Below are 20,421 nucleotides of genomic sequence, written 5' to 3' on the forward strand. Positions count from 1 at the left end.
GAAGGAGGAACGCGCTAGAGGTTCCTGCCTCTGTCCGCCAGGAGCCATTCGGCGTGATCTTTCCCGACATCGACCCCATCGTCCATATCGGCCCCTGGGCGCTGCAATGGGGCCCGCTGGCCCTGCGCTGGTACGCCCTGGCCTATGTGGCCGGCATCCTGCTGGGCTGGCGCTACGCCGTCGCCCTGGCGCGCGACGCCAAGCTGTGGGGCGGCCGCAAGCCCACCGCCACGCCGCTGCAGATCGACGACCTGGTGCTGTGGATCACCCTGGGCATCATCCTGGGCGGCCGGATCGGCTACGTGCTGTTCTACATGCTGCTCAACGCCGACCAGCGGGCCAACCTGGCCGACAACCCGATGGACGTGTTCAAGGTCTGGGAGGGCGGCATGTCCTTCCACGGCGGGTTCCTGGGCGTCTGCGCGGCGATCCTGCTGTTCGCCCGCCGCAACCGGATCGACATTCTGAAGCTGGGCGACCTGGTGGCCCCGGTCGCGCCGATCGGCCTGTTCTTCGGCCGCTGCGCCAACTTCATCAACGGCGAGCTGTGGGGCCGGATCACCGACCATCCGTGGGGCATGGTGTTCTGCAACGCCACCATCCAGAAGGCCAATGGCGGGATCTGCCCGGCCGGTCCTCTGCCGCGCCATCCCAGCCAGCTGTACGAGGCGGCGCTGGAGGGGGTGCTGCTGTTCCTGATCCTCGGCTTCGCCGTCCATCGCCTCAAATGGCTGCAACGGCGCGGCGCGCTGGTGGGGACCTTCCTGCTGGGCTACGGCCTGTTCCGGGTGGCGCTGGAGGGCGTGCGCAATCCCGACCATGGCATGCCCGACTTCCCGTTCGGCCTGACCATGGGGATGATGCTGTCGATCCCGATGCTGCTGGTCGGCGCCTGGCTGCTGTGGAAGGCCCTGCGCGAGCCGGTTCCCGCTCCGCTCGCGGAAGACCATGAGCCTGCTTGACCGCCTGAGGGCGCAGATCGCCCAGGACGGCCCGATCAGCGTCGCCGAATACTTCACCCGCTGCCTGCACGACCCGCGCGACGGCTATTACGCCACGCGGCCGGCCATTGAAGGCGCGGGGGGCGAGGGGGGCGACTTCCTGACCGCGCCGGGCGTCAGCCAGATGTTCGGCGAGTTGATCGGCCTGTGGCTGCTGGAGACCTGGACCCGCCTGGGCCGGCCCTCGCCGGTGCGGCTGGTCGAGATGGGGCCCGGCGACGGGACCCTGATCAGCGACATCCTGCGGGCCGCCAGGCTGCTGCCGGAGTTTCTCGCGGCCGCCGACCTGTGGCTGGTCGAGGTGTCGCCGCCGCTGCGCGCGCTTCAGGCCGCCCGGCTGGAAGGCGCGGCGCCGGCGCCGCGCTGGGCCGACCGGCTGGAGGCCGTGCCGGCCGGGGCGCCGCTGCTGTTGGTCGCCAACGAGGTGCTCGACTGCCTGCCGGCCCGCCAGTTCGTACGCACCGAAGGCGGCTGGGCGGAACGGGTGGTCGGGCTGGACGCGGCGGGGGAATTGGCGTTCGGGCTGCGGGCCTTAGGCCCTCCCCCCGTGGGGGAGGCGGCCCGCAGGGCCGGTGGGGGGAGTGCTCCCCACCTCGGCCAACTCCCCCCTCCGATCGCGACGCGATCGCCTCCCCCACAGGGGGAGGACCTGCCCCCCGGAACCGTCGTCGAATCCTCCCCCGCCCAGGCCGCCCTCGGCGCCGAGATCGGCCACCGGGTGGCCCGCGACGGCGGGGCCGCGCTGCTGATCGACTACGGCCGCGACGCGCCGGGACCGGGCGACACCCTGCAGGCGCTGAAGGCCCACGCCAAGGTCTCGCCCCTGAGCGCGCCCGGCCAGGCCGACCTGACCGTCTGGGCCGACTTCCCCGCCGTGCTGGCCGCCGCCGTCGAGGCCGGGGCCGCCACGGGCCCGATCCTGCCGCAGGGCGCGTTCCTGGAGGCCCTGGGCATCGAGGCCCGGGCCCAGGTCCTGGCCGCCGCCCGCCCAGACCAGGCCCAGACCCTCGCAAGACAGCTTGATCGCCTGACCGGAGCGGCGCAGATGGGCGGTCTGTTCAAGGTCGTCTGCATCCATGCGCCCGACCTGGCCGTTCCCCTGTTCGAGGACGCTTGAGATGACAGACCTCCCCCCCGATCTTCCCACCGTCCAGTCGCCGCTGCTGGCCGCCGTCGGCGGGGTGCGGCACGCGTTCTTCACGCGCCAGGGCGGGGTCTCGACCGGCCTCTATTCCAGCTTCAACGTCGGACGCGGCAGCGGCGACGAGCCGGCCGACGTCGCCGAGAACCGGGCGCGCGCCGCCGCCTGGTTCGGGGCCGCGCCGGAAGATCTCAACACCTGTTTCCAGATCCACTCGACCATCACCATCGTCGCCGACGGCTCGTGGGGCGACGTGCGCCCGGAGGGCGACGCCGTCGTCACCAGGACGCCGGGCGTGGTGTGCGGGGCCCTGCACGCCGATTGCGCCCCGGTGCTGATCGTCGACCCCGTGGCCCGCATCGTCGCCGCCGCCCATGCGGGCTGGCGCGGGGCGCTGGACGGCGTCGTGCAGTCGGCCGTCGACCAGATGGTCGTCCTGGGCGGCGATCCGTCCCGCATGGTCGCCGCCGTCGGCCCCTGCATCGGCCCCCAGTCCTACGAGGTCGGGCTGGAGTTCCTGCGCCGCTTCGAGGACGACTGCCCCGGCTCCAAGCGATTCTTCACGCCGGGCGCGACCGACGACAAGCGGATGTTCGACCTGCCGGCCTTCGTGCTGGATCGTCTGGACACGGCGGGAATCCAGCAGCGCGAATGGGTCGGCCGCGACACCCGGGCCGAGCCGGACCTGTTCTTTTCCAACCGTCGCGCCGTGCTGAGCGGCGAGTCCGACTACGGACGGCTGCTCTCGGCGATCGCGATCGAGGCATGAACGCGCCAAATAACCCCGATCGATCGCGACTCAGCCTTGTTCCCGCGCCCGAGACTGCTAGAAGCCCCCGCAACGGCGACACCCCTCCGCGAGACAAAACCATGAAGCTGCTGTCCGGCAATTCGAACCGCACCCTGGCCCAGTCCATCGCGGAGTACCTGGACATGCCGCTGACCCGCGCCCAGGTGCGCCGGTTCGCCGACCTCGAGGTTTTCGTCACCATCGACGAAAACGTGCGCGGCGAGGACGTCTTCGTCATCCAGTCGACCAGCTATCCAGCCAACGACAACCTGATGGAGCTGCTGATCTGCATCGACGCCCTGAAGCGCGCGTCGGGCAAGCGGATCACCGCCGTCCTCCCCTATTTCGGCTACGCCCGCCAGGACCGCAAGACCGGCGGCCGCACGCCGATCTCGGCCAAGCTGGTGGCCAACCTGATCACCCGTTCGGGCGCCGACCGGGTGCTGACCATGGATCTGCACGCCGGCCAGATCCAGGGCTTCTTCGATATCCCGACCGACAACCTGCTGCCCTCGCGCCTGCTCGCCGACGACATCCACAAGCGCTACACGATCAAGGACGACCTGATGGTCGTCTCGCCCGACGTCGGCGGCGTGGTGCGGGCCCGGGCCCTGGCCAAGCGCCTGAACGACGCCGACCTGGCCATCGTCGACAAGCGCCGCTCGGCCCCCGGCGAGAGCGAGGTCATGAACATCATCGGCGACGTCGAAGGCCGCCGCTGCATCCTGTTCGACGACATCGTCGATTCGGCCGGCACCCTGTGCAACGCCGCCGCCGCCCTGATCGCCCAGGGCGCCACCTCGGTCAGCGCCTATGTCACCCACGGGGTGCTGTCGGGCGCGGCCGCCGAGCGGGTGGCCAATTCGGTGCTGACCGAGCTGGTGGTCACCGACTCGATCGAGGCCTCCGACGTGGTCAAGGCCTGCCCCAAGATCCGCTACGTCTCGTGCGCGCCGCTGATCGGCGAGGCCATCCGCCGGATCGCCAACGAGGAATCGGTCTCCAAGCTGTTCGACTAGGCCGGAACCCCGGCGATCGCCGGGGCTTTTCGAAGGCGGCGCTTGTCAAGATGTGGTTAACGGGCTGACTGTCACAATGTCGCCCGTTCGCCGATGGTATGGCGGGCGCTCTATATCATTGGGGATGTTTTCGGGATGCTATCCACCACGCGCAAGCGCGCCGCTCTGACGGCCATGGCCGTGGCCGTCGCCACGGTCCTGGCCAGCTGCAGCACCCCGCCCCCGCCGACACCGGTGGTCGTCGCGCCGCCCGCCCCGCCGCCGATCACCCTGTCCTCGACCATCGTCGAGCGGGCCAGCGCCTTCCGCGGCTACATGCAGCGGGCCGGCGCCATCAGCCCCAACTTCCAGGACGCCGCCCAGATCCAGTCGTCCCTGAAGGTCGCCGTCGCCTACGAACCCAAGCAGTTCCTGTCGGGCGCGACGTCCTACGCCGCCATCCTGGCCCTGCAGGACCCCACCTTCGTGGCCTCGGTGCGCGCCTTCGCCGCCGACCCGACCCAGCGCCAGCAGGTCATCAACCAGCTGATCGCCGACCCGGCCTACGCCGTCGGCTTCAAGGGCAGCGACACCGCCGCCGCCCGGATCATCGACACCCTCAACGGCGACGGCGTGAAGGTCTACACCGCCGGCAAGGCCGTGAAGCAGGCGGCCTACGACGTCCAGCGCTCGGCCTGGTCGAAGACCACCGTGCTCGATCGCGACGGCCGCCTGGCCTACGCCAAGACCATGTCGGCGACCCCGGCCCTGGCCGACAGCGCCGACGTGGCCGCGCTGCAGCAGGCCTGGAACGGCTCCGCGCCGCTGGTCGCCGCCCCGGACGCCGCGCCGGCCGCCGCCCCCCGTTCCGAGCCGCCGCCCTACAAGCCCCTGGTGATCCGCGGCCTGGCCGTGGCCGCCCTGGCCGCCCTGGGCGCGGCCGGCGACAACAACCTGGCCACCATCGACGCGGTGATGGCCGAACCGGCCAGCGCCATGTGCCTGAACATGGCCAAGCTGAACCTCTACCAGTGCCTGGCCGTCGCCAAGCCGCACTACGAAGACGTGTTCTGCCTGGGCCAGCACATCATGATCGACACCGGCATGTGCGTGATCAAGGCCTCGGGCGCCGCCCTGCCCTACGAGCCCCCGCCCCCGCCCAAGCCGACCCCGGCGGTCACCAAGAAGAAGCCCGTCGCCAAGAAGGCGGGCTCGGCCAAGAAGAAGAGCTGATCGGAAGCCCTCTCCCGGAGGGGAGAGGGTGACTCTTGGGGCGACATTCGCGCCCGTTGCCATGGGCGGCCGTTCTGTGTATTGAGCGCGACCTCAAAAACGTCGACCGGGCGGGACAATTCAGTCTTGTGCGGCGGCTTCGCATTCCGAGAGCATCCGGCTCTCCAGAGAGACAGACATGGCCGACATCATTCTCAACGTCGAAGTTCGCGATCGCGCCGGCACCGGCGGTTCGCGTGAAACCCGCCGCGCCGGCAAGATCCCCGGCATCCTGTACGGCGGCGAAAAGGCTCCCGTGAACATCGCGGTGAAGTCGAACGAATTCCGCAAGGCGCTCTACACCGGCAAGCTGCTCGGCCACCTGGTCACGCTGCAGCACGGCGAAGACAAGCAGTCGGTCATCGCCAAGGCGATCCAGTTCCACCCGGTCACCGACGAGCCGATCCACTTCGACCTGTTCCGCGTCGGCGAGCACCAGCTGATCAAGATCCAGGTTCCGGTCCACTTCAAGAACCACGACATCTCGGTCGGCATGAAGAAGGGCGGCTCGCTGGAGATCGTCCGTCACACCGTCGAGCTGGCCTGCCCGGCCGACGCCATCCCCGAAGAGCTGGTCATCGACCTGGCCCACCACGACATCGGCGACACCATCCGCATCTCGGAAGTGAAGCTGCCGGAAGGCGTGCGTCCGGCCCAGGACCGCGACTTCGTGATCGCCAACCTGAAGGCCTCGGCCGCCGCCCAGTCGGGCGAAGGCGACACCACCACCGAAGCCTAAGGGCCGGTGGTCGGGTTTCCGATCTGAGCTATCGAAACGGGCGGGCTTAACGGCCCGCCCGTTTTGCGTTTAGGCGTTCAGTCTAGGTCTCATGCGATGCTGATCCTCGCCGGTCTCGGCAATCCCGAAGCCAAGTACGAGAAGAACCGGCACAATGTCGGGTTCATGGCCGTCGACGCCATCGCCCGCAAATGGGGCACGGCGCCGTGGCGCTCGCGCTTCCAGGGCCTGGCCTGCGAGGGCCAGGTCTCGACGCCGGACGGCCCGGTCAAGCTGCTGCTGCTCAAGCCCAAGACCTTCTACAACGAGAGCGGCCGCGCCGTGGGCGAGGCGATGAAGTTCTTCAAGCTGGCTCCGACCGACGTCATCGTCTTCCACGACGAGATCGACATGGCCCCCGGCCGCTTCCGGATGAAGGCCGGCGGCGGGGCGGCGGGCAACAACGGCGTGCGCTCGATCACCAGCCAGGTGGGCGACACCTTCCGGCGCGGCCGCATCGGGGTGGGCCACCCCGGCCACAAGGACGCGGTGATGCACTACGTGCTGGGCGACTTCCACAAGGTCGAGCACCAGTGGCTGGACCCGATGCTGGACGCCATCGCCGACGCCCTGCCCTTCGCGGCGGCCGGCGACGACGAGCGCTACCAGGCCGAGGTCCTGCGCCTGGCCCCGGCCCCCAAGGCCGATCCGAAGAAGGCCGCGCGACAGGCCGACTGAGGGGGCGGGCGATTGACGCCGGCCCACCGACGCGACAAACACCCAAGGTAGAGCTTGGAGTTCTCGATGTTCCCCGCCATCGGCCTTTCGCTGATCTTCTCGATCGCCCTGTGCGTCCACGTGGTCCGCACGCACCAGCAGATGTACTGGCTGTGGATCATCCTGGCGTTCCAGCCGCTGGGCGGGCTGGTCTATCTGCTGGCCATCGTCGCGCCGGAATTCCTGGGCGGCAGCAAGGCCCAGCGCATGGGCCAGGCGGCCCGCAAGGCGCTGGACCCGCAACGGGAATATCGCGAGGCGACCCAGGCGGTCGACGACGCCCCGACCGTGGGCAACCGCGCGCGCCAGGCCGCGGCCGCCACGGGCCTGGGCCGGCACGAGGAGGCCGAGCGGCTGTATGCCGAGGCGCTGCAAGGCCTGTACGCCGACGATCCGCAATTGCTGCTGGGCCGCGCCAACGCCCTGATCGAGCTGAACCGCCCCGCCGAGGCCCTGCCGCTGCTGGAAACCCTGAGCGCCCAGTCCAACGCCGCCCGCACCCCGCAGGTGGCCCTGGCCATGGGGCGCGCCTACCACGCCCTGGGCCGCGAGACCGAGGCCGACACCGCCCTGCGCTGGGCCGCCGCCCACCTGCCGGGCTTCGAGGGCATGGCGCGCTACGCCGTGTTCCTGGCCCAGGTCGGCCGCAAGGACGAGGCCCGCGAGGCCCTGGCCGAGATCGACAAGCGCCTGGCCAAGACCCACGCCCACTTCCGCAAGGAAGCCCGGGGCTGGCGCGACCTGGCGGCCGGGGCGATGGGTTAGGTCCGCTCGCGCCCGTCGCCCAGGAACAGGTGGCCCAGCCAGCTGACCACCCCGACCACGACCGAGCCGAGGATGCCGGCCCACAGGCCATCGACCACGAAGCCCTTCAGCAGCAGGCCGACCAGGCCCAGCATCGCGGCGTTCACCACCAGCAGGAACAGCCCCAGGGTCACCAGGGTCAGCGGCAGGGTGAGCAGGAAGACCACGGGCCGGACCACGGCGTTGACGATCCCCAGCAGGACGGCGGCGGCCAGCAGGCTGCCCCAGCTGCGCACCTCGATGCCCGGCACGATCTCGGACGCCAGCCAGAGGCCCAGCGCCGCGATCAGGGCGCGGATGATGAAACGCGTCATGCGACGACTCCGTGGTTCTTCAAGCGCGGCCATTAGAGGAGCACGACGCGGACGCGGGCAAGGCCTCCGTTTTCGACCGGCCGGAACGGCGCGCTGCGCGTCGCGGATTCCGCGCGGCCGAGGGGCGGTTTCCCGAACGTAAGGCGCGCCCCAGCAGCTCTGACGGCCTCCATAGAATTTTGGCCTTGAAAAAGTGAGAATGAACGTTCATTCTCACTTTCGGAAGGTCCAATACCCGAGTCCGGGTGTCGGACATTACAAATGCGTTATCGACCTTACCTTCGCCGCAACGCGTTCCTATCTGACCCATTGTAGATGGGGATGGTGGCGCGCGGTCCGCGTGCGGGTCCGTACCAAGGGGATAGTTTTCTATGGCCGTGAATTCACTATCGGTGATGTCGCCGGATGGCGGCCTGTCGCGTTACCTCACCGAAATCCGCAAGTTCCCGATGCTGCCCAAGGACGAGGAGTTCATGCTCGCCCAGCGTTGGAAAGAGCATCAGGACAGCGAAGCCGCCCACAAGATGGTGACGAGCCATCTGCGCCTGGTGGCCAAGATCGCCATGGGCTATCGCGGCTACGGCCTGCCGATCGGCGAGGTGATCTCCGAGGGCAATGTCGGCCTGATGCAGGCCGTCAAGAAGTTCGAGCCCGACAAGGGCTTCCGCCTGGCCACCTACGCCATGTGGTGGATCCGCGCCTCGATCCAGGAATACATCCTGCGCTCGTGGTCGCTGGTGAAGATGGGCACGACGGCCGCGCAGAAGAAGCTGTTCTTCAACCTGCGCAAGGCCAAGAGCCAGATCGCCGCCTTCCAGGACGGCGACCTGCGCCCCGACCAGGTCGACTACATCGCCACCAAGCTGGGCGTGCTGGACAGCGAGGTCATCTCGATGAACCGCCGCCTGTCGGGCCCCGACGCCTCGCTGAACGCCCCGCTGCGTTCGGACAGCGAGAGCGAGTGGCAGGACTGGCTGGCCGACGACAACCAGGTCAGCCAGGAGACCGCGGTCGCCGAGAGCCAGGAAAAGTCCATGCGCATGGGCCTGCTCGAGGAGGCCATGGTCGAACTCACCGACCGTGAGCGCCACATCCTCACCGAGCGGCGCCTGAAGGACGACCCGACCACCCTGGAAGACCTGGCCACCGAATACGGCGTCAGCCGCGAGCGGGTGCGCCAGATCGAGGTCCGGGCGTTCGAGAAGCTGCAGAAGTCGATGCGCGAAGCCGCCATCGCCAAGAACATGGTCGAAGCGTAAACCGCTTGGATCTGAACGACTGGAGCGCCCCGGATCGCAAGGTCCGGGGCGTTTTTCGATGACCGATCCCCGCCCTCAACTGATCCTCCTGCCCGGCCTCCTGAACGATGCCGAGCTTTGGCGCGACCAGATCGCGGGCCTGGCCGACGTCGCCCGCTGCGCGGTGGCCGATCTCACCCAGGGCGCGACCCTGGCCGAACTGGCGGAGTCGGTGCTGGCGAGGGCCGAGCCGACCTTCGCCCTGGCCGGCTTCTCGATGGGCGGCTATGTCGCCCAGGAGATCGCCCGCCAGGCGCCCGAGCGCATCGAACGCCTGGCCCTGCTCGACACCTCCATCCGCGCCGACACCCCCGAGCGCGCCGCCCAGCGGCGGGCCCTGAACGCGGCGGCCCAGCGCCCGGGCCAGTTCCTGGGGATCACCGAGCGCATCCTGGCCAGCTACATCGACCCTTCGCGGCTCGACGACGAAGACCTGACCAGCCGCATCCAGGCCATGACCCAGCGCCTGGGCCGCGAGGTCTTCCTGCGCCAGAACGCCCTGGAGCGCTTCGACGGCGCAGCGGCGCTGCGGGCGCTGAACAAGCCGATCCAGATCATCTGCGGCGAGAACGACGCCATCACCCCGGTCGAGGGCCATCGCGAGATGGCCCGGGCGATCGGCTGCACGCACCTGCTGGTCATCCCCGGGGCCGGCCACATGACGCCGATGGAGGCCCCCGAGGCGGTCAACCAGGCCCTGCGCCGGTGGCTGGCGCGCTAAGGGTTCGAACGCGTTTGGAGTCCCCTACCCGTGTCATCCCGGCTGGCGCGGCCGCTGAACCGAGACGCCGCCACACTGACGATTCACGCACGGTTCTTCCGCCCCGGGCAGCAAAACCGCCACAAAACTGTCAGCGAAACATCACTGGTCGCCGGATTGCGGCGAAACTATGCCCCTCCCCGTGATGACAACGTGCGGTCGATCCCGAATCCGGGACGCCCGCCTGGGGGATGTTCCGATGAAGAAGACCGCTCTGTTCGCCCTGGCGGCGTTCGCGCCCCTGGCCCTGGCCGTCGCGGCCCCGGCCGGCGTCTGGGCCGCCGAGGTCGATGCGCCGATCGCCACCGCCGCCGAAGCGCCGGTCACGGCCTCCGAGGTCGTCGTCCAGGCCCAGATCGCCTACCGCAACCGCACGGAAGGCGCCGCGCCGGTCCTCGACTACGGCCTGGACTACTTCCAGCGCTTCGAGCCGCTGACCGCCGGCGACGCCCTCAAGCGCGTGCCCAGCGTGGCCTTCCTGTCGGACGTGCTGGAATCGGACGGCGTGCGCCTGCGCGGCCTCGACCCCGGCTACACCCAGATCCTGATCAACGGCGAGAAGGTGCCGGGATCGAGCGTCGACCGCTCGTTCTTCGTCGACCGCATCCCGGCCGAGCTGATCGAACGCATCGAGGTGGTGCGCAGCGCCTCGGCCAACCGCAGCGGCGACGCCGTGGCCGGGGCTCTGAACATCGTCCTGCGTGACGCCTACTCCCTGAACGGCGGCTTCGTCCGGGCCGGCGCGCTGTCGTTCAACGACGGCCGCATCCGCGAAACCCTGGGCGGCGTGTGGGGCGGCCAGGTCGGCCCCGGCCGCCTGCTGCTGGGCGCCAACCTGCAGGGTCGGCGCAACCCCAAGGAAAAGACCAGCCTGCGCTACACCCAGCCGCCGGCCGGCGCGGCCAACTTCGTCAACCGCGAAGACCAGACCGACCTGCGCGACGGCACCGACTATTCGTTCAACGCCAGCTACAAGACCCCGCTGGCCGGCGGCGACCTCGACCTGAGCGCCTTCTACGTCAAGACCGACCGCACCCAGGACGAACGCTCGCTGGAATACAACACCGCCACCGGCGGCAATCCGGCCCCGATCGTGTTCGGCAAGACCACGGGCGGCAACCTGCTGACCGTCAACGCCCAGATCGTCGACATCGAGCAGGAAAACACCACGCTGTCAGGCAAGTACGCGCACGAGATGTTCGGCGGCCTGACCAAGTTCAAGCTCGGCTACGCCCGCTTCACCGAGTCGGATTTCGACCGCGAGGACGACACCGACTACAACCGGGCCAAGCCGCGCAACACCCTGGACCGTACGATCACCGACATCGAGGACAACGAGACCTCGGCCGCGATCGAGCACCAGCGCGACCTGGGCGCCGCCAAGCTGGAACTGGGCGTCCAGTACCAGAAGAAGGACCGCGACACCTCGATCACCTCGGTCCGCAACCGCTTCAACATCGGCGCGGTCAATCCGAACAACCCGTTCGTCCCGGTCGAGGGCGGCCTGAACACCGTCGAGGAAACCCGCATCGACCCCTATGCGATGCTGTCGGGCAAGTCGGGTCCCCTCAAGTGGGAGGCGGGCCTGCGCTATGAGACCACCGACGTCAGCATCGAGGATCGCAGCCCCAGTGTCGCCGCCGCCGACCGCGACAGCGACACCGACTACGCCGTCCTGCTGCCGTCGGCCCACCTGCGCTGGAGCCTGTCGTCCAGCGACCGGATCAGCGCCTCGGTGGCCCGCACCGTGCGTCGCCCCGGCTTCGACCAGCTGTCGCCGGCCCGACTGAACGAGGAATACGGCGACAACGATTTCGTCGGCAATCCCGACCTCAAGCCGGAAAAGGCCTGGGGCCTGGACGTCGGCTATGAGCGCCGCCTGGGCGCGCGCGGCGTGGCCGGGGTCAACGTCTTCTATCGCGACGTCACCGACCTGATCGAGCTGGCCAGCACCAACCTGGTCCCCTCGGCCGGCGCTCCGGCCCAGGTCCTGCAGCCGCGCAACGTCGGCGACGGCGGCGTCTGGGGCGTGGAGTTCGACCTCTCGACCCCGCTGACGGTGATCGGCCTGGAGAACACCGGCGTGTTCTTCAACTACTCGTGGCTCGACAGCGACATCGACGACACCTTCGGTAGCCGCCGGTTCAACGACCAGTCGAAATACGTGCTGAACGTCGGCTTCATCCAGGACCTTCCCGAGGTGGGCGGCGCCTTCGGGGCCAGCTACCGCAAGCAGGGCGAGGCCTATGGCCGCCTGATCGGCGAGGAGGTCACCACCACCTACGGCGCCGACCTCGAGATCTTCGTGGAAAAGCGCATCGGCGACCGCTTCACCCTGCGCCTGACGGGATCGAACCTGCTGAACGCCAAGAAGAAGGAAACCTTCGACAAGTTCGACAGCACGGCCGACCAGCGGGCGCGCAAGTACGCCGAATACGAGCTGGAGCAGGAAGAGGCCGGCCCGGTCTACCAGCTGATCGCCCGCCTGGCCTTCTAGGGCGACGGCGACGGAAACGCGAAAGGGCGGCGTTCGCGAGAACGCCGCCCTTTCAACATCCAGAGCCAAGAAGGCTGTCATCCCGGACGAGCGCGCAGCGCGAAGATCCGGGACCGACGCGTGAACTCGGCGCTTCCGGCGGTCCCGGATCGGCGGCCCTGCGGGCCTTGTCCGGGATGACAACGGTGAGTGCGGGTAGAAAGCTCGAACCCTACGCCACCCGCCCCGTGTCCTCGGCCATGAACACCATCAGCGAGTCGATGCGCTTGACCAGTTCCTGGCGGCCCAGGGTCTCGGCGGTGGGGCCGGCCGTGCAGGCTTCCAGAGCCTCGGCGGCCTGGACCAGGCGCGGTTCGTTGACCAGCACCCCGACCTTCTTGAGTTCGACCGCCTGGGCGGCCAGGGCCCGGCGGGCCTGGTTGGGGTCGGTGTCGAGCGCCGTGGCCGCCGACTTGACGATGCGCAGGGCCTGGGAAAGGCGGGCGGCGGGCGTGCCGGCCCCGTCGGCCTTGCGCTTGCGCGGGCCCTTGTATTCGGCCGAGTTGAACCGTCGCCGGTCGGGGCCGACATACTGCACCGCTTCGACCCAGTCGCGCGGCTTCAGCGTCACCGCCTCCAGCCGCCGCTCCAGGTCCTTGATCGTGAACGGCTTGCGCATGAACTCGTGAATGCCGGCGTCGCGCGCCCCGAAGATCGCCTCGGCGGTGGCCTCGGCGGTGCACATGACGATCGGGTTCTCGCGGCAGGCCAGGTCGCTGCGGCGGATCTTGCGGGCCAGGGCCAGGCCGTCGCAGCCGTGGGAGGCGTGCTCGACGAAGATCAGCAGCGGATCGACGGTCCGGGCCATCGACCAGCCGGCCTCGATCGACGCAGCGTGGAAGATCTGGACGTTGCCCACGTGGCGCAGTTGGTCGGCCAGCAGGCGCACGGCCGCAGTGTTCGGATCGACGACCAGCACGCGCTGCATCTTCGCCGCCACACGCTGCAAGGTGCGAATATTGCCGTCGAACACGGGACCGGGGACTCCAACTGTAACCGGCCGTCACATTAGGGGGACGATCGTAAAAATCCACTTGATGGCGCGCGGCCGCGACAGATTATCGTCGGGTCATGGCGTCGCAGGGGCGAAACCGGCCCCTGGATCGCCGTGGACGATTGGCTGCCCCAAGCGCTGGGAGCGCTTCTTCAACTCAAAAATTCCGTCATCACCCGCTTTATGCGGGTGACCCAAGCGGCGGTGGACATAGCGTCGGACTCTGCTTGGGTCCCCCGAACAAGTCGGGGGATGACGACTGTGGATGGGCTTGGGCGCCAGACTGTCCGCGGACGTGTAATCGCTCCATCGGGCCAACTGCCCACAGCCCTACACCGCCAGGCTGACGCTCAGGCCGGCGTCGAAGTCCTGCAGGATGTCGACCGCCTCGCCGATGTCGGCGACCAGCGGCTGGCCCAGCGGGAAGCGATAGCGCCAGAAGCTGGCGATGTGGGCGATCACCCCGACCTTCTCGCCCAGCGACAGGAACATCTCGGGCGCGCGCAGCAGGAAGGCGCGGAACGCCTGGGGCCGGCTGTTCTCGATCAGGTCCTCGAAGGCCCGGTCGTAGATGTCCAGTGAGCGCAGGATCGCCGTGCGCTCGATGACGATGCCGCGCCGCAGCCGCTTGCGGATCTCCTCGACATAGCGGGCGGTCTCGACGTCGCGATTGCCGGTGATCGTCAGCCGGGCGATCTCGCCGCCCACCGCGTCCAGCTCCGACCACAGCCGGGTCAGCATCCACTTGTAATAGAGGAAGCCCTTCCAGCTGAAGACGCCTTCCTTGAAGCTCTCGCCGTCCATGACCAGGGTCTCTCGCAGCGGCTCCAGGCGCCCGTCGACGTCGGTCGACAGCAGGGCCTCGACCAGGCGGGCGGCATAGGCGCCGGGCACGATCCGGCCGGTTTCCTGGAAGGCCAGGTCGATCAGGCGCGCAATCTGCACCGACACGAAACTGTGCATCTGTTCCAGGTCCGCGCCCGACAGCGCGAAGTAGCAGGGCGCCGCCATCAGCCCATGGCGGCGCAGGTGCTCGCGCAACAGGAACGGATCCAGCGACGGCAGCTGGTCGATCAGCCGCAAGGTCGCCAGGTCGCGCCCCATGTCGCTGTTTTCGTTGCAGGCCTCGCGCAGCAGGTCGACCCAGCCGCGCTGGCCGACGAAGAACGACTGGCCGCCCAGGGCCAGGTCGCTGCGCTCGAACGGGATGATGATCTTGGTGGCGGTGGGCCGGATCTCGTCGAACAGGAAGATGTCGTCGGCCCGCAGCCGGTGCTTGACCACCAGGGCGGAGTTGAGGACCCGGTTGCGGAACAGCGGCGCCTCGCCGTGCTCGGGCCGGTGGCCGCTCTGGGCCTGGATGGCCAGCAGGTTCAGCACCCGGCTGGTCGAGGCCGTACGCTCCAGCGCCCGCAGGCTGCGCGTCAGGCGGTCCGACTTGTGGACGGACTTCAACTTACGGCGCGCTGACAAGTCCCTGCGATCCCCCTCGTGGCGAAGGGTTTGTAGCGTGGCCACGCTAAACAAACGCTAACCGTGCCGGAGGGCCCGATCGGCGAGCGCAGTCCAAGGTGGAGCAGGCGTCCAAAACGTCTCCCGCGTGGCCCCAAGAGTGGGTATTTCGCACGGCCGCCCAAGCGCTTAGCCTAGTCCCGCGTGACACTCGCCGCTGACCGGCCGGCCAGGGCGACGCGCACGCTCCAATCGCGCGCAGTCCATCTGGAACGGAGACAGGGCGATGTCCTTGAGGATCAATTCCGAGGCGCCGAATTTCATGGCGCAAACCACCCAGGGCATGATCAGCTTCCATGACTGGATCGGCGACGGCTGGGCCGTCCTGTTTTCCCACCCCAAGGACTTCACCCCGGTCTGCACCACCGAGCTCGGCTACATGGCGGGGCTGAAGCCGGAGTTCGACAGGCGCGGCGCCAAGATCATCGGCCTCAGCGTCGACCCGGTGGACGACCATGCGCGCTGGGCGGCGGACATCGAGGAAACCCAGGGTCACGCGGTCAACTATCCGATGATCGGCGACACGGACCTGAAGGTCGCCAGGCTGTACGACATGCTGCCGGAGGGGGCCGGCGAAACGTCCGAAGGCCGCACGGCGGCCGACAACGCCACCGTCCGCGCGGTGTTCGTCATCGGCCCGGACAAGAAGATCAAGGCGATGCTGATCTATCCGATGACCTCGGGGCGTAACTTCGACGAGGTTCTGCGGCTGCTGGATTCCTGCCAGCTCACCGCCCGGCACGCCGTGGCCACGCCGGTGAACTGGCGCCCCGGCCAGGACGTCATCATCCCGACGTCCGTCACCGACGAGCAGGCCCGGCAGAAGTATCCGGACGGCTGGAAGACCCTGAAGCCCTACCTCAGGGTCGTCGCCCAGCCGCAGGGCTGACGGCGGGAGGGCGGCGGCGCGCCGACCGTGTCTTCGGACCCGAATGGGAGGAGCCTGCGATGCTGTTCGAACAAGTGACCACGGGCGGTTGCCAATCCTATCTGGTGGGATGCCCGGACACGCTCAGCGCCGTACTGATCGATCCCGAGATCAGCCAGATCGATCGCTACCGGGCCCTGGCCGCCAAGCACGGCCTGCGGGTCCGCTACGTCATCGACACCCATACCCACGCGGACCATTTCTCGGCCGCCAAGCAGATGGGCGAGATGCTCGGCGCGCCCACGGTCATGCATCACGCCAGTCCGGCGCCCCATGTCGGCCTGCGCCTCGACGACGACGACGTGCTGATCGTCGGGAACCTGCGCATCCGGGCGCTCCACACGCCGGGACACACAGGCGATTCCATGTGCCTGGTCGTCGAGGATCGCGTGTTCACCGGCGACACCCTGCTGATCGGCGGCGCCGGCCGGACGGACCTGCCGACCGGCGATCCGGACCAGCTGTACGACAGCCTGTTCGGCAAGCTGCTCACGCTCGACCCGGCGCTGCTGGTCTACCCCGCGCACGACTACAAGGGTCGGTCGCACTCCACCCTGGGCGCCGAGATCGCCGACAATCCGAGGCTGCAGAAGCGCGAGCGTGGCGAGTTCACCCAGATGATGCGCGAGCTGAGCCTCGCCGCGCCCACCCACATGACCGAGGCGCTGCGCACCAACATGACCGGCGGCAAGACGGTATGCCAGCTGCTGGCCGAGGCCTCGGCCGAGGTGCCCCACATCGGGCTGGAGGCGTTGCACCGACGGCTTGGCGACCGGCCCAACGACCTGCTGGTCCTGGACGTTCGCGAGGAGAGCGCCTTCAAGTCCGGCCACATCCCGGGGGCCCGCCACCTGCCGCGCGGACAGCTCGAACTGCGGGTGAACGAGGAAATCCCCGATCCGACCTTGCGTATCGTGACCTGCTGCGAATTCGGCAAGATCTCGATGCTGGCCGCGGCCACCCTTCGCAGCCTCGGCTTCATGCGCGCCACCGCCCTGGACGGCGGCATGAAGACCTGGCGGGAAGGCGGCTATCCCCTGGACTATTGAACGGGCCGCGGCCTGGCTATTGGCTCCGTCCGATCGCGAACCGCCCCACCTTCATCGCGCCGTCGTCGCCCTTCTTCAGCTCGATGGTGAAGGTCTCCTGCTTTTCGTTCCGACGGCCCCAGTCGCGGAACAGGCGCACCCGCACGGTGCTCGGGCCGTTGGGGTCCAGGACGTCGCCGGCATAGACATTGACCCGCAGCACATACTCGCCGTTCGGCGCGCGGCGCAGCAGGTACTCCTCGGGCCCGAAGCCTCGGGTCATGTCGTTGGACAGTCGCCCGCCGATGGCGGTGGCGGGGTTGCTGTAGATCGCCTGCTCGCCGGTCGGCTCGTCGACCCACAGGTCCATGTCGGTCTTGTCGGTGTTCCACTCCAGCACCGCGCGGATGTCGACGTCGAGCAGGGCGACCAGGCGTGGATCCAGCACCTCCTGGCCGAGACCCACGGCCTTCATCCGGGCGACCAGGTTGTTGGCCTCCATCAGGGCGATCAGTTCGATCCCGTCATAGTCGCCGCTCCAGGGACGGGTGACGATCATGTTCAGCAGGTCGAGCGCCCGGCGGTAGTCGGCCTCGCGGGCCTCGCCGGTCTCGCCGTCGCCCCGCGCGACCAGGGCCAGGGCCAGGTCGCGGCGCGGCTGCGGCCGGTCGGGCTCCAGGAACAGGACCCGCTCGCGCAGCCACACCGCCCGGTCCAGGGCGCCATAGGCCTGCAACCGGTCGGCGACGATGATCATGGTCTTGCCGTTGGCCCCCGGCACGTCGAGGGCGCTGACCACGACCTGGGCCGCCTCGGCCTTGCGACCGGACCGGAACAGCCATTCGGCGACGTCGAAATAGAAGGCCGGGGCGTCGCCGTAGGTCTTCTCCAGTTCGACGTAGCGCGCGCGCCAGGCCTCGCCCGACGTGGTGGCCAAGGCCTTCAGATAGGGCCGGTCGGGATTCCACGCGGCGGCCTCCACCGCGATGCGGCCGTCGTCCTCGGGCGCGGCGCCGATCACGGCCGGGGCCACCGGCACGGCCTGGCTGTGGCCGCTTCTGGTCCGTTCGGCCGTGACCACCACCTCTTCGAGCCCTTCACCGCCGCCGACATAGCCCATCTCCGGAGCAGGCGCGTTGGCTGGCGGCGCGGTCCTCTCCCGGTCCTCGCTGGGGGCCATGGCGAGCGGAGCCGGCGGCGGAGGCGGAGCTGGAGCCGGAATGGCGAACGCCGCCGGGCCGCCCCGCCCCGGCTTCACCGCCTTCTTCGGCTGGCGGACCTGCGCCCACCACGCCTTCTGCGCGGTCCAGGCCTCGACGATCCTGCCGAGACGTTCGGCCCGATCCTCGGCCTCCTCGGCCTTCCTGGCGATCACCGCCCGGCGGTAGTCGTCGCCCATGGCCTCGCCGGCCGAGGACGGCGGCGCGACCCCGGCCTCGACATAGTCGTGGGCGTTTTCCAGCACCACGAAACTCGCCTCCTCGGTGGCGATGTTGTAGCGACGCGCCAGGGCCAGGGCCTCGTCGCCGTCGGGACGGTCGGTGGCCAGCAAGCCGGCCACCGCGTCGCGGCCCCACAGGGCGCCGACCCCGTCGAAGGCGCGGACCGGTCCGTCCAGGGCCAGGGTGCGACGCGCGCCGTCGGGACCGGCGAACACCAGGGCGCGGGCCGCCGGGGTCTTGCCGATGATCCACCAGCGACCGCTGGGACCGGCGACCAGGCGATGCTCCACCGCCTGGCCGTCATCGGCGGCCAGGGTGAACAGCGGCGGTCCGGCCGAGGTCAGGCGCGCCAGGGCGGCCTCGGGATCGAGCGCCGAAAGATCGACATGCCGCCCGCCGCCGCGCTCGGCCAGCACCGACAGGAAGTTGCGGTCGGCGTCCTTGGCGCTGGAGAGCGTCAGGGTCCGGCAGGGCGGCGGCTGGGCGATCCAGCTGTCCACGGTCATGCGGCCGTCGGACACCAGGATGCAGGTGTCGGCCTGGCCGTTCCCGGCCGCGAACAGCCCCTTCAGCGAGCTGGCCCCGCCATAGGTCACCGCCTTCAGCGCCGCCTCGACGGCTTCGCCGGTCGGGGCCGACAGCACGACGGCGCGGGGACTGTCGTCGGCGAAGGTCACCAGTTCGACCGCCTGCGGCCGCGCGGCCTCGACATAGCGGCGCAGCACGGCGATCTCGGTCTTCAGGTCGTCGTCCGAGCGCGAGCGCGAGCGGTCCCAGTACAGGCGCAGGCGGCGCACGGTGGCGGCCTGGGCGTCGAACGGCAGCCGCAGATCGAAGAACCGCTCGCCATTGGCGTGGCGGCTGAGCTCCAGCGGCGCGACGGCGCGCCAGGGCCCGACCCCAAGCCCCCCGGACAATGCGATCTCCTTGGTCGCGATCGACGCCGTCAGGCCGCCGGCGTCCTGGGCCCAGACCAGCTTGAGGTCCGAGGGCGCCGTCACGGACGGCGGGGCGACGGCGCCCAGCACGGTCACGGCCATCCTGAACTCACCCACCGCCGCCTCGGAGGCGAGCGGCAGGACGAAGCTTCCGTCGGCGGCCAGGGGGCTGACATAGCTCAGGCGAATGGCGCGCCCTTGGCCGGGCAGGATCGGATAGATCTGGGTATGGAAGCTGTTGTCGGCCGTCACCTCGGCCAGGCCCGGATCGACCCCGGCCCGCACGCGGTTCTCGTAGACCAGCCGCGCCTGGCGCTTGCCGGTCAGCACCCCGTCGACCATCCGCCCGCCGACGTCCAGGGCGTAGCCGTTGATCACCGCCCCGGCGGGCAGGGCCAGGGTGAAGTCGCCTTCCATGGCGTCCTTCGTGGGGTTGTCGAAGCGCGCCTCGATCACGGTCTGGGCCAGGCCGCCGGACAGGGTCGTCTTGACGTCGAGGCGGGCGATCCGCAGGGCCCGGCCCTGCTCCGCCCCCACCGTCACGACGCCGCGCGGCCGAGCGATCAACACCGGATTGGCCGCTTCGGCCGCCCACGACGCCCCGCCGCTCAGCAGGGCCAGGGCGACCCCGAGCAAGACAACCTTCATGACACGACGCCTCCCCTTGCAACGGGAAGCCTAGGCGGAAATTACAGACGTGAACAGGGGCTCTCGCCAATAGGGGCGGGAATGATGGCGGCGCGTGGCGAGGGACGACCAGCATCCCCCGCCCGCCGGGCGCCCTACCCCTGGAACGGGTCGCGCATCAGGATGGTGTCGTCGCGCTCGGGGCTGGTCGACAGCAGGGCCACCGGGGCGCCGATCAGTTCCTCGACCCGGCGCACATATTTCACGGCGTTGGCGTTGAGGTCCTTGAACGAGCGGGCGCCGGCGGTGCTTTCGCTCCAGCCGTCCATCTCCTCGTAGATCGGCTGGGCGGCCTTCTGGTCGCGCATGCCGGCCGGCAGGTAGTCGACGACCTTGTCGCCGATGCGGTAGCCGACGCAGATCTTCAGGGTCTTCAGGCCGTCCAGCACGTCCAGCTTGGTCAGGGCCACGCCGTGGATGCCGTTGATGGCCACCGACTGGCGCACCAGCACCGCGTCGAACCAGCCGCAGCGGCGGGGCCGG

18 protein-coding genes are annotated in these 20,421 nt (G+C 69.4%); 13 read left to right on the plus strand and 5 right to left on the minus strand.

Going from position 1 to position 20,421, the window contains the following annotated elements; genetic code table 11:
• Positions 1 to 53: 53 nt before the first annotated feature.
• The 8 genes from lgt (at position 54) to PMI01_RS07340 (ending at position 7,462) form a co-directional block, all read left to right on the plus strand.
• Positions 54 to 962 (plus strand): prolipoprotein diacylglyceryl transferase, encoded by a 909-nt coding sequence (gene lgt, locus PMI01_RS07305; protein ID WP_007666242.1) that lies wholly within the window; start codon positions 54 to 56, stop codon positions 960 to 962.
• Positions 949 to 2,118, plus strand: a complete 1,170-nt coding sequence (locus PMI01_RS07310; RefSeq protein ID WP_007666245.1) for a class I SAM-dependent methyltransferase — start codon at positions 949 to 951, stop codon at positions 2,116 to 2,118. The genes lgt and PMI01_RS07310 overlap by 14 nt, the downstream gene beginning before the upstream one ends.
• A gap of 1 nt (position 2,119) precedes the next feature.
• Entirely contained in the window at positions 2,120 to 2,911 is a 792-nt protein-coding gene (pgeF, locus tag PMI01_RS07315; protein WP_007666248.1) for a peptidoglycan editing factor PgeF, read from the plus strand.
• A 101-nt stretch (positions 2,912 to 3,012) separates the two neighbouring features.
• Positions 3,013 to 3,951: a ribose-phosphate pyrophosphokinase gene (locus PMI01_RS07320; RefSeq protein ID WP_007666251.1), complete on the plus strand. Its 939-nt coding sequence runs from the start codon at positions 3,013 to 3,015 to the stop codon at positions 3,949 to 3,951.
• Positions 3,952 to 4,086: 135 nt separating this feature from the next.
• On the plus strand, positions 4,087 to 5,163 hold the full coding sequence (locus PMI01_RS07325; protein WP_007666254.1) for a hypothetical protein: 1,077 nt from the start codon (positions 4,087 to 4,089) through the stop codon (positions 5,161 to 5,163).
• Between the two features lie 178 nt (positions 5,164 to 5,341).
• Positions 5,342 to 5,941 carry a 50S ribosomal protein L25/general stress protein Ctc gene (locus PMI01_RS07330; protein WP_007666257.1) on the plus strand — a complete coding sequence of 200 codons (600 nt, stop codon included), beginning with the start codon at positions 5,342 to 5,344 and terminating at the stop codon, positions 5,939 to 5,941.
• Positions 5,942 to 6,037: 96 nt separating this feature from the next.
• Positions 6,038 to 6,658, plus strand: a complete 621-nt coding sequence (pth, locus tag PMI01_RS07335; RefSeq protein ID WP_007666260.1) for an aminoacyl-tRNA hydrolase — start codon at positions 6,038 to 6,040, stop codon at positions 6,656 to 6,658.
• A 66-nt stretch (positions 6,659 to 6,724) separates the two neighbouring features.
• Entirely contained in the window at positions 6,725 to 7,462 is a 738-nt protein-coding gene (locus PMI01_RS07340; protein WP_007666263.1) for a tetratricopeptide repeat protein, read from the plus strand.
• On the opposite strand, the gene PMI01_RS07345 is transcribed toward PMI01_RS07340, so the two are convergent.
• Entirely contained in the window at positions 7,459 to 7,815 is a 357-nt protein-coding gene (locus PMI01_RS07345; RefSeq protein ID WP_007666266.1) for a phage holin family protein, read from the minus strand. The two genes, PMI01_RS07340 and PMI01_RS07345, sit on opposite strands and share 4 nt — an antisense overlap.
• A gap of 371 nt (positions 7,816 to 8,186) precedes the next feature.
• On the opposite strand from PMI01_RS07345, the gene rpoH reads away from it, so the two are divergent.
• The 3 genes from rpoH to PMI01_RS07360 all read left to right on the plus strand — a co-directional run bounded on the left by rpoH (position 8,187) and on the right by PMI01_RS07360 (position 12,370).
• A complete protein-coding gene (rpoH, locus tag PMI01_RS07350; protein ID WP_007666268.1) occupies positions 8,187 to 9,074 on the plus strand; it encodes an RNA polymerase sigma factor RpoH in 888 nt (295 codons plus the stop codon).
• A 58-nt stretch (positions 9,075 to 9,132) separates the two neighbouring features.
• Positions 9,133 to 9,834 (plus strand): alpha/beta fold hydrolase, encoded by a 702-nt coding sequence (locus PMI01_RS07355; protein ID WP_007666270.1) that lies wholly within the window; start codon positions 9,133 to 9,135, stop codon positions 9,832 to 9,834.
• Positions 9,835 to 10,072: 238 nt separating this feature from the next.
• Positions 10,073 to 12,370 carry a TonB-dependent receptor plug domain-containing protein gene (locus tag PMI01_RS07360; RefSeq protein ID WP_007666273.1) on the plus strand — a complete coding sequence of 766 codons (2,298 nt, stop codon included), beginning with the start codon at positions 10,073 to 10,075 and terminating at the stop codon, positions 12,368 to 12,370.
• A 211-nt stretch (positions 12,371 to 12,581) separates the two neighbouring features.
• Here the strand turns inward: PMI01_RS07360 and PMI01_RS07365 are convergent, their stop codons facing one another.
• Both PMI01_RS07365 and PMI01_RS07370 read right to left on the minus strand, forming a co-directional pair.
• Positions 12,582 to 13,382, minus strand: a complete 801-nt coding sequence (locus tag PMI01_RS07365) for a response regulator (protein WP_007666274.1) — start codon at positions 13,380 to 13,382, stop codon at positions 12,582 to 12,584.
• 351 nt (positions 13,383 to 13,733) lie between these two features.
• Positions 13,734 to 14,876: a hypothetical protein gene (locus PMI01_RS07370; RefSeq protein WP_007666275.1), complete on the minus strand. Its 1,143-nt coding sequence runs from the start codon at positions 14,874 to 14,876 to the stop codon at positions 13,734 to 13,736.
• 265 nt (positions 14,877 to 15,141) lie between these two features.
• On the opposite strand from PMI01_RS07370, the gene PMI01_RS07375 reads away from it, so the two are divergent.
• A complete protein-coding gene (locus tag PMI01_RS07375) occupies positions 15,142 to 15,804 on the plus strand; it encodes a peroxiredoxin (RefSeq protein ID WP_007666276.1) in 663 nt (220 codons plus the stop codon).
• 59 nt (positions 15,805 to 15,863) lie between these two features.
• Positions 15,864 to 16,892, plus strand: coding sequence for an MBL fold metallo-hydrolase (locus PMI01_RS07380; RefSeq protein WP_007666277.1), 1,029 nt, complete (start codon positions 15,864 to 15,866; stop codon positions 16,890 to 16,892).
• 16 nt (positions 16,893 to 16,908) lie between these two features.
• Here PMI01_RS07380 and PMI01_RS07385 read toward each other — a convergent pair whose 3' ends face one another.
• Together PMI01_RS07385 and PMI01_RS07390 are read right to left on the minus strand one after the other, a co-directional pair.
• Complete coding sequence (locus PMI01_RS07385; protein WP_007666279.1) at positions 16,909 to 19,899, minus strand: VIT domain-containing protein; 2,991 nt, start codon at positions 19,897 to 19,899, stop codon at positions 16,909 to 16,911.
• Positions 19,900 to 20,033: 134 nt separating this feature from the next.
• On the minus strand, positions 20,034 to 20,421 hold a 388-nt coding region (locus PMI01_RS07390; RefSeq protein ID WP_007666280.1), incomplete at its 5' end, for an adenylosuccinate synthetase.

The sequence above is a fragment of the Caulobacter sp. AP07 genome, from assembly GCF_000281955.1.
GTDB lineage: Bacteria > Pseudomonadota > Alphaproteobacteria > Caulobacterales > Caulobacteraceae > Caulobacter.

Coding starts and splice junctions, on each gene's coding strand:
- pth (WP_007666260.1), top strand. CDS start 6,038: ATGCTGATCCTCGCCGGTCTCGGCAATCCCGAAGCCAAGTACGAGAAG.
- PMI01_RS07380 (WP_007666277.1), top strand. CDS start 15,864: ATGCTGTTCGAACAAGTGACCACGGGCGGTTGCCAATCCTATCTGGTG.
- PMI01_RS07355 (WP_007666270.1), top strand. CDS start 9,133: ATGACCGATCCCCGCCCTCAACTGATCCTCCTGCCCGGCCTCCTGAAC.
- rpoH (WP_007666268.1), top strand. CDS start 8,187: ATGGCCGTGAATTCACTATCGGTGATGTCGCCGGATGGCGGCCTGTCG.
- PMI01_RS07310 (WP_007666245.1), top strand. CDS start 949: ATGAGCCTGCTTGACCGCCTGAGGGCGCAGATCGCCCAGGACGGCCCG.
- PMI01_RS07360 (WP_007666273.1), top strand. CDS start 10,073: ATGAAGAAGACCGCTCTGTTCGCCCTGGCGGCGTTCGCGCCCCTGGCC.
- PMI01_RS07320 (WP_007666251.1), top strand. CDS start 3,013: ATGAAGCTGCTGTCCGGCAATTCGAACCGCACCCTGGCCCAGTCCATC.
- PMI01_RS07340 (WP_007666263.1), top strand. CDS start 6,725: ATGTTCCCCGCCATCGGCCTTTCGCTGATCTTCTCGATCGCCCTGTGC.
- PMI01_RS07385 (WP_007666279.1), bottom strand. CDS start 19,899: ATGAAGGTTGTCTTGCTCGGGGTCGCCCTGGCCCTGCTGAGCGGCGGG.
- PMI01_RS07375 (WP_007666276.1), top strand. CDS start 15,142: ATGTCCTTGAGGATCAATTCCGAGGCGCCGAATTTCATGGCGCAAACC.
- PMI01_RS07330 (WP_007666257.1), top strand. CDS start 5,342: ATGGCCGACATCATTCTCAACGTCGAAGTTCGCGATCGCGCCGGCACC.
- pgeF (WP_007666248.1), top strand. CDS start 2,120: ATGACAGACCTCCCCCCCGATCTTCCCACCGTCCAGTCGCCGCTGCTG.
- PMI01_RS07325 (WP_007666254.1), top strand. CDS start 4,087: ATGCTATCCACCACGCGCAAGCGCGCCGCTCTGACGGCCATGGCCGTG.
- PMI01_RS07345 (WP_007666266.1), bottom strand. CDS start 7,815: ATGACGCGTTTCATCATCCGCGCCCTGATCGCGGCGCTGGGCCTCTGG.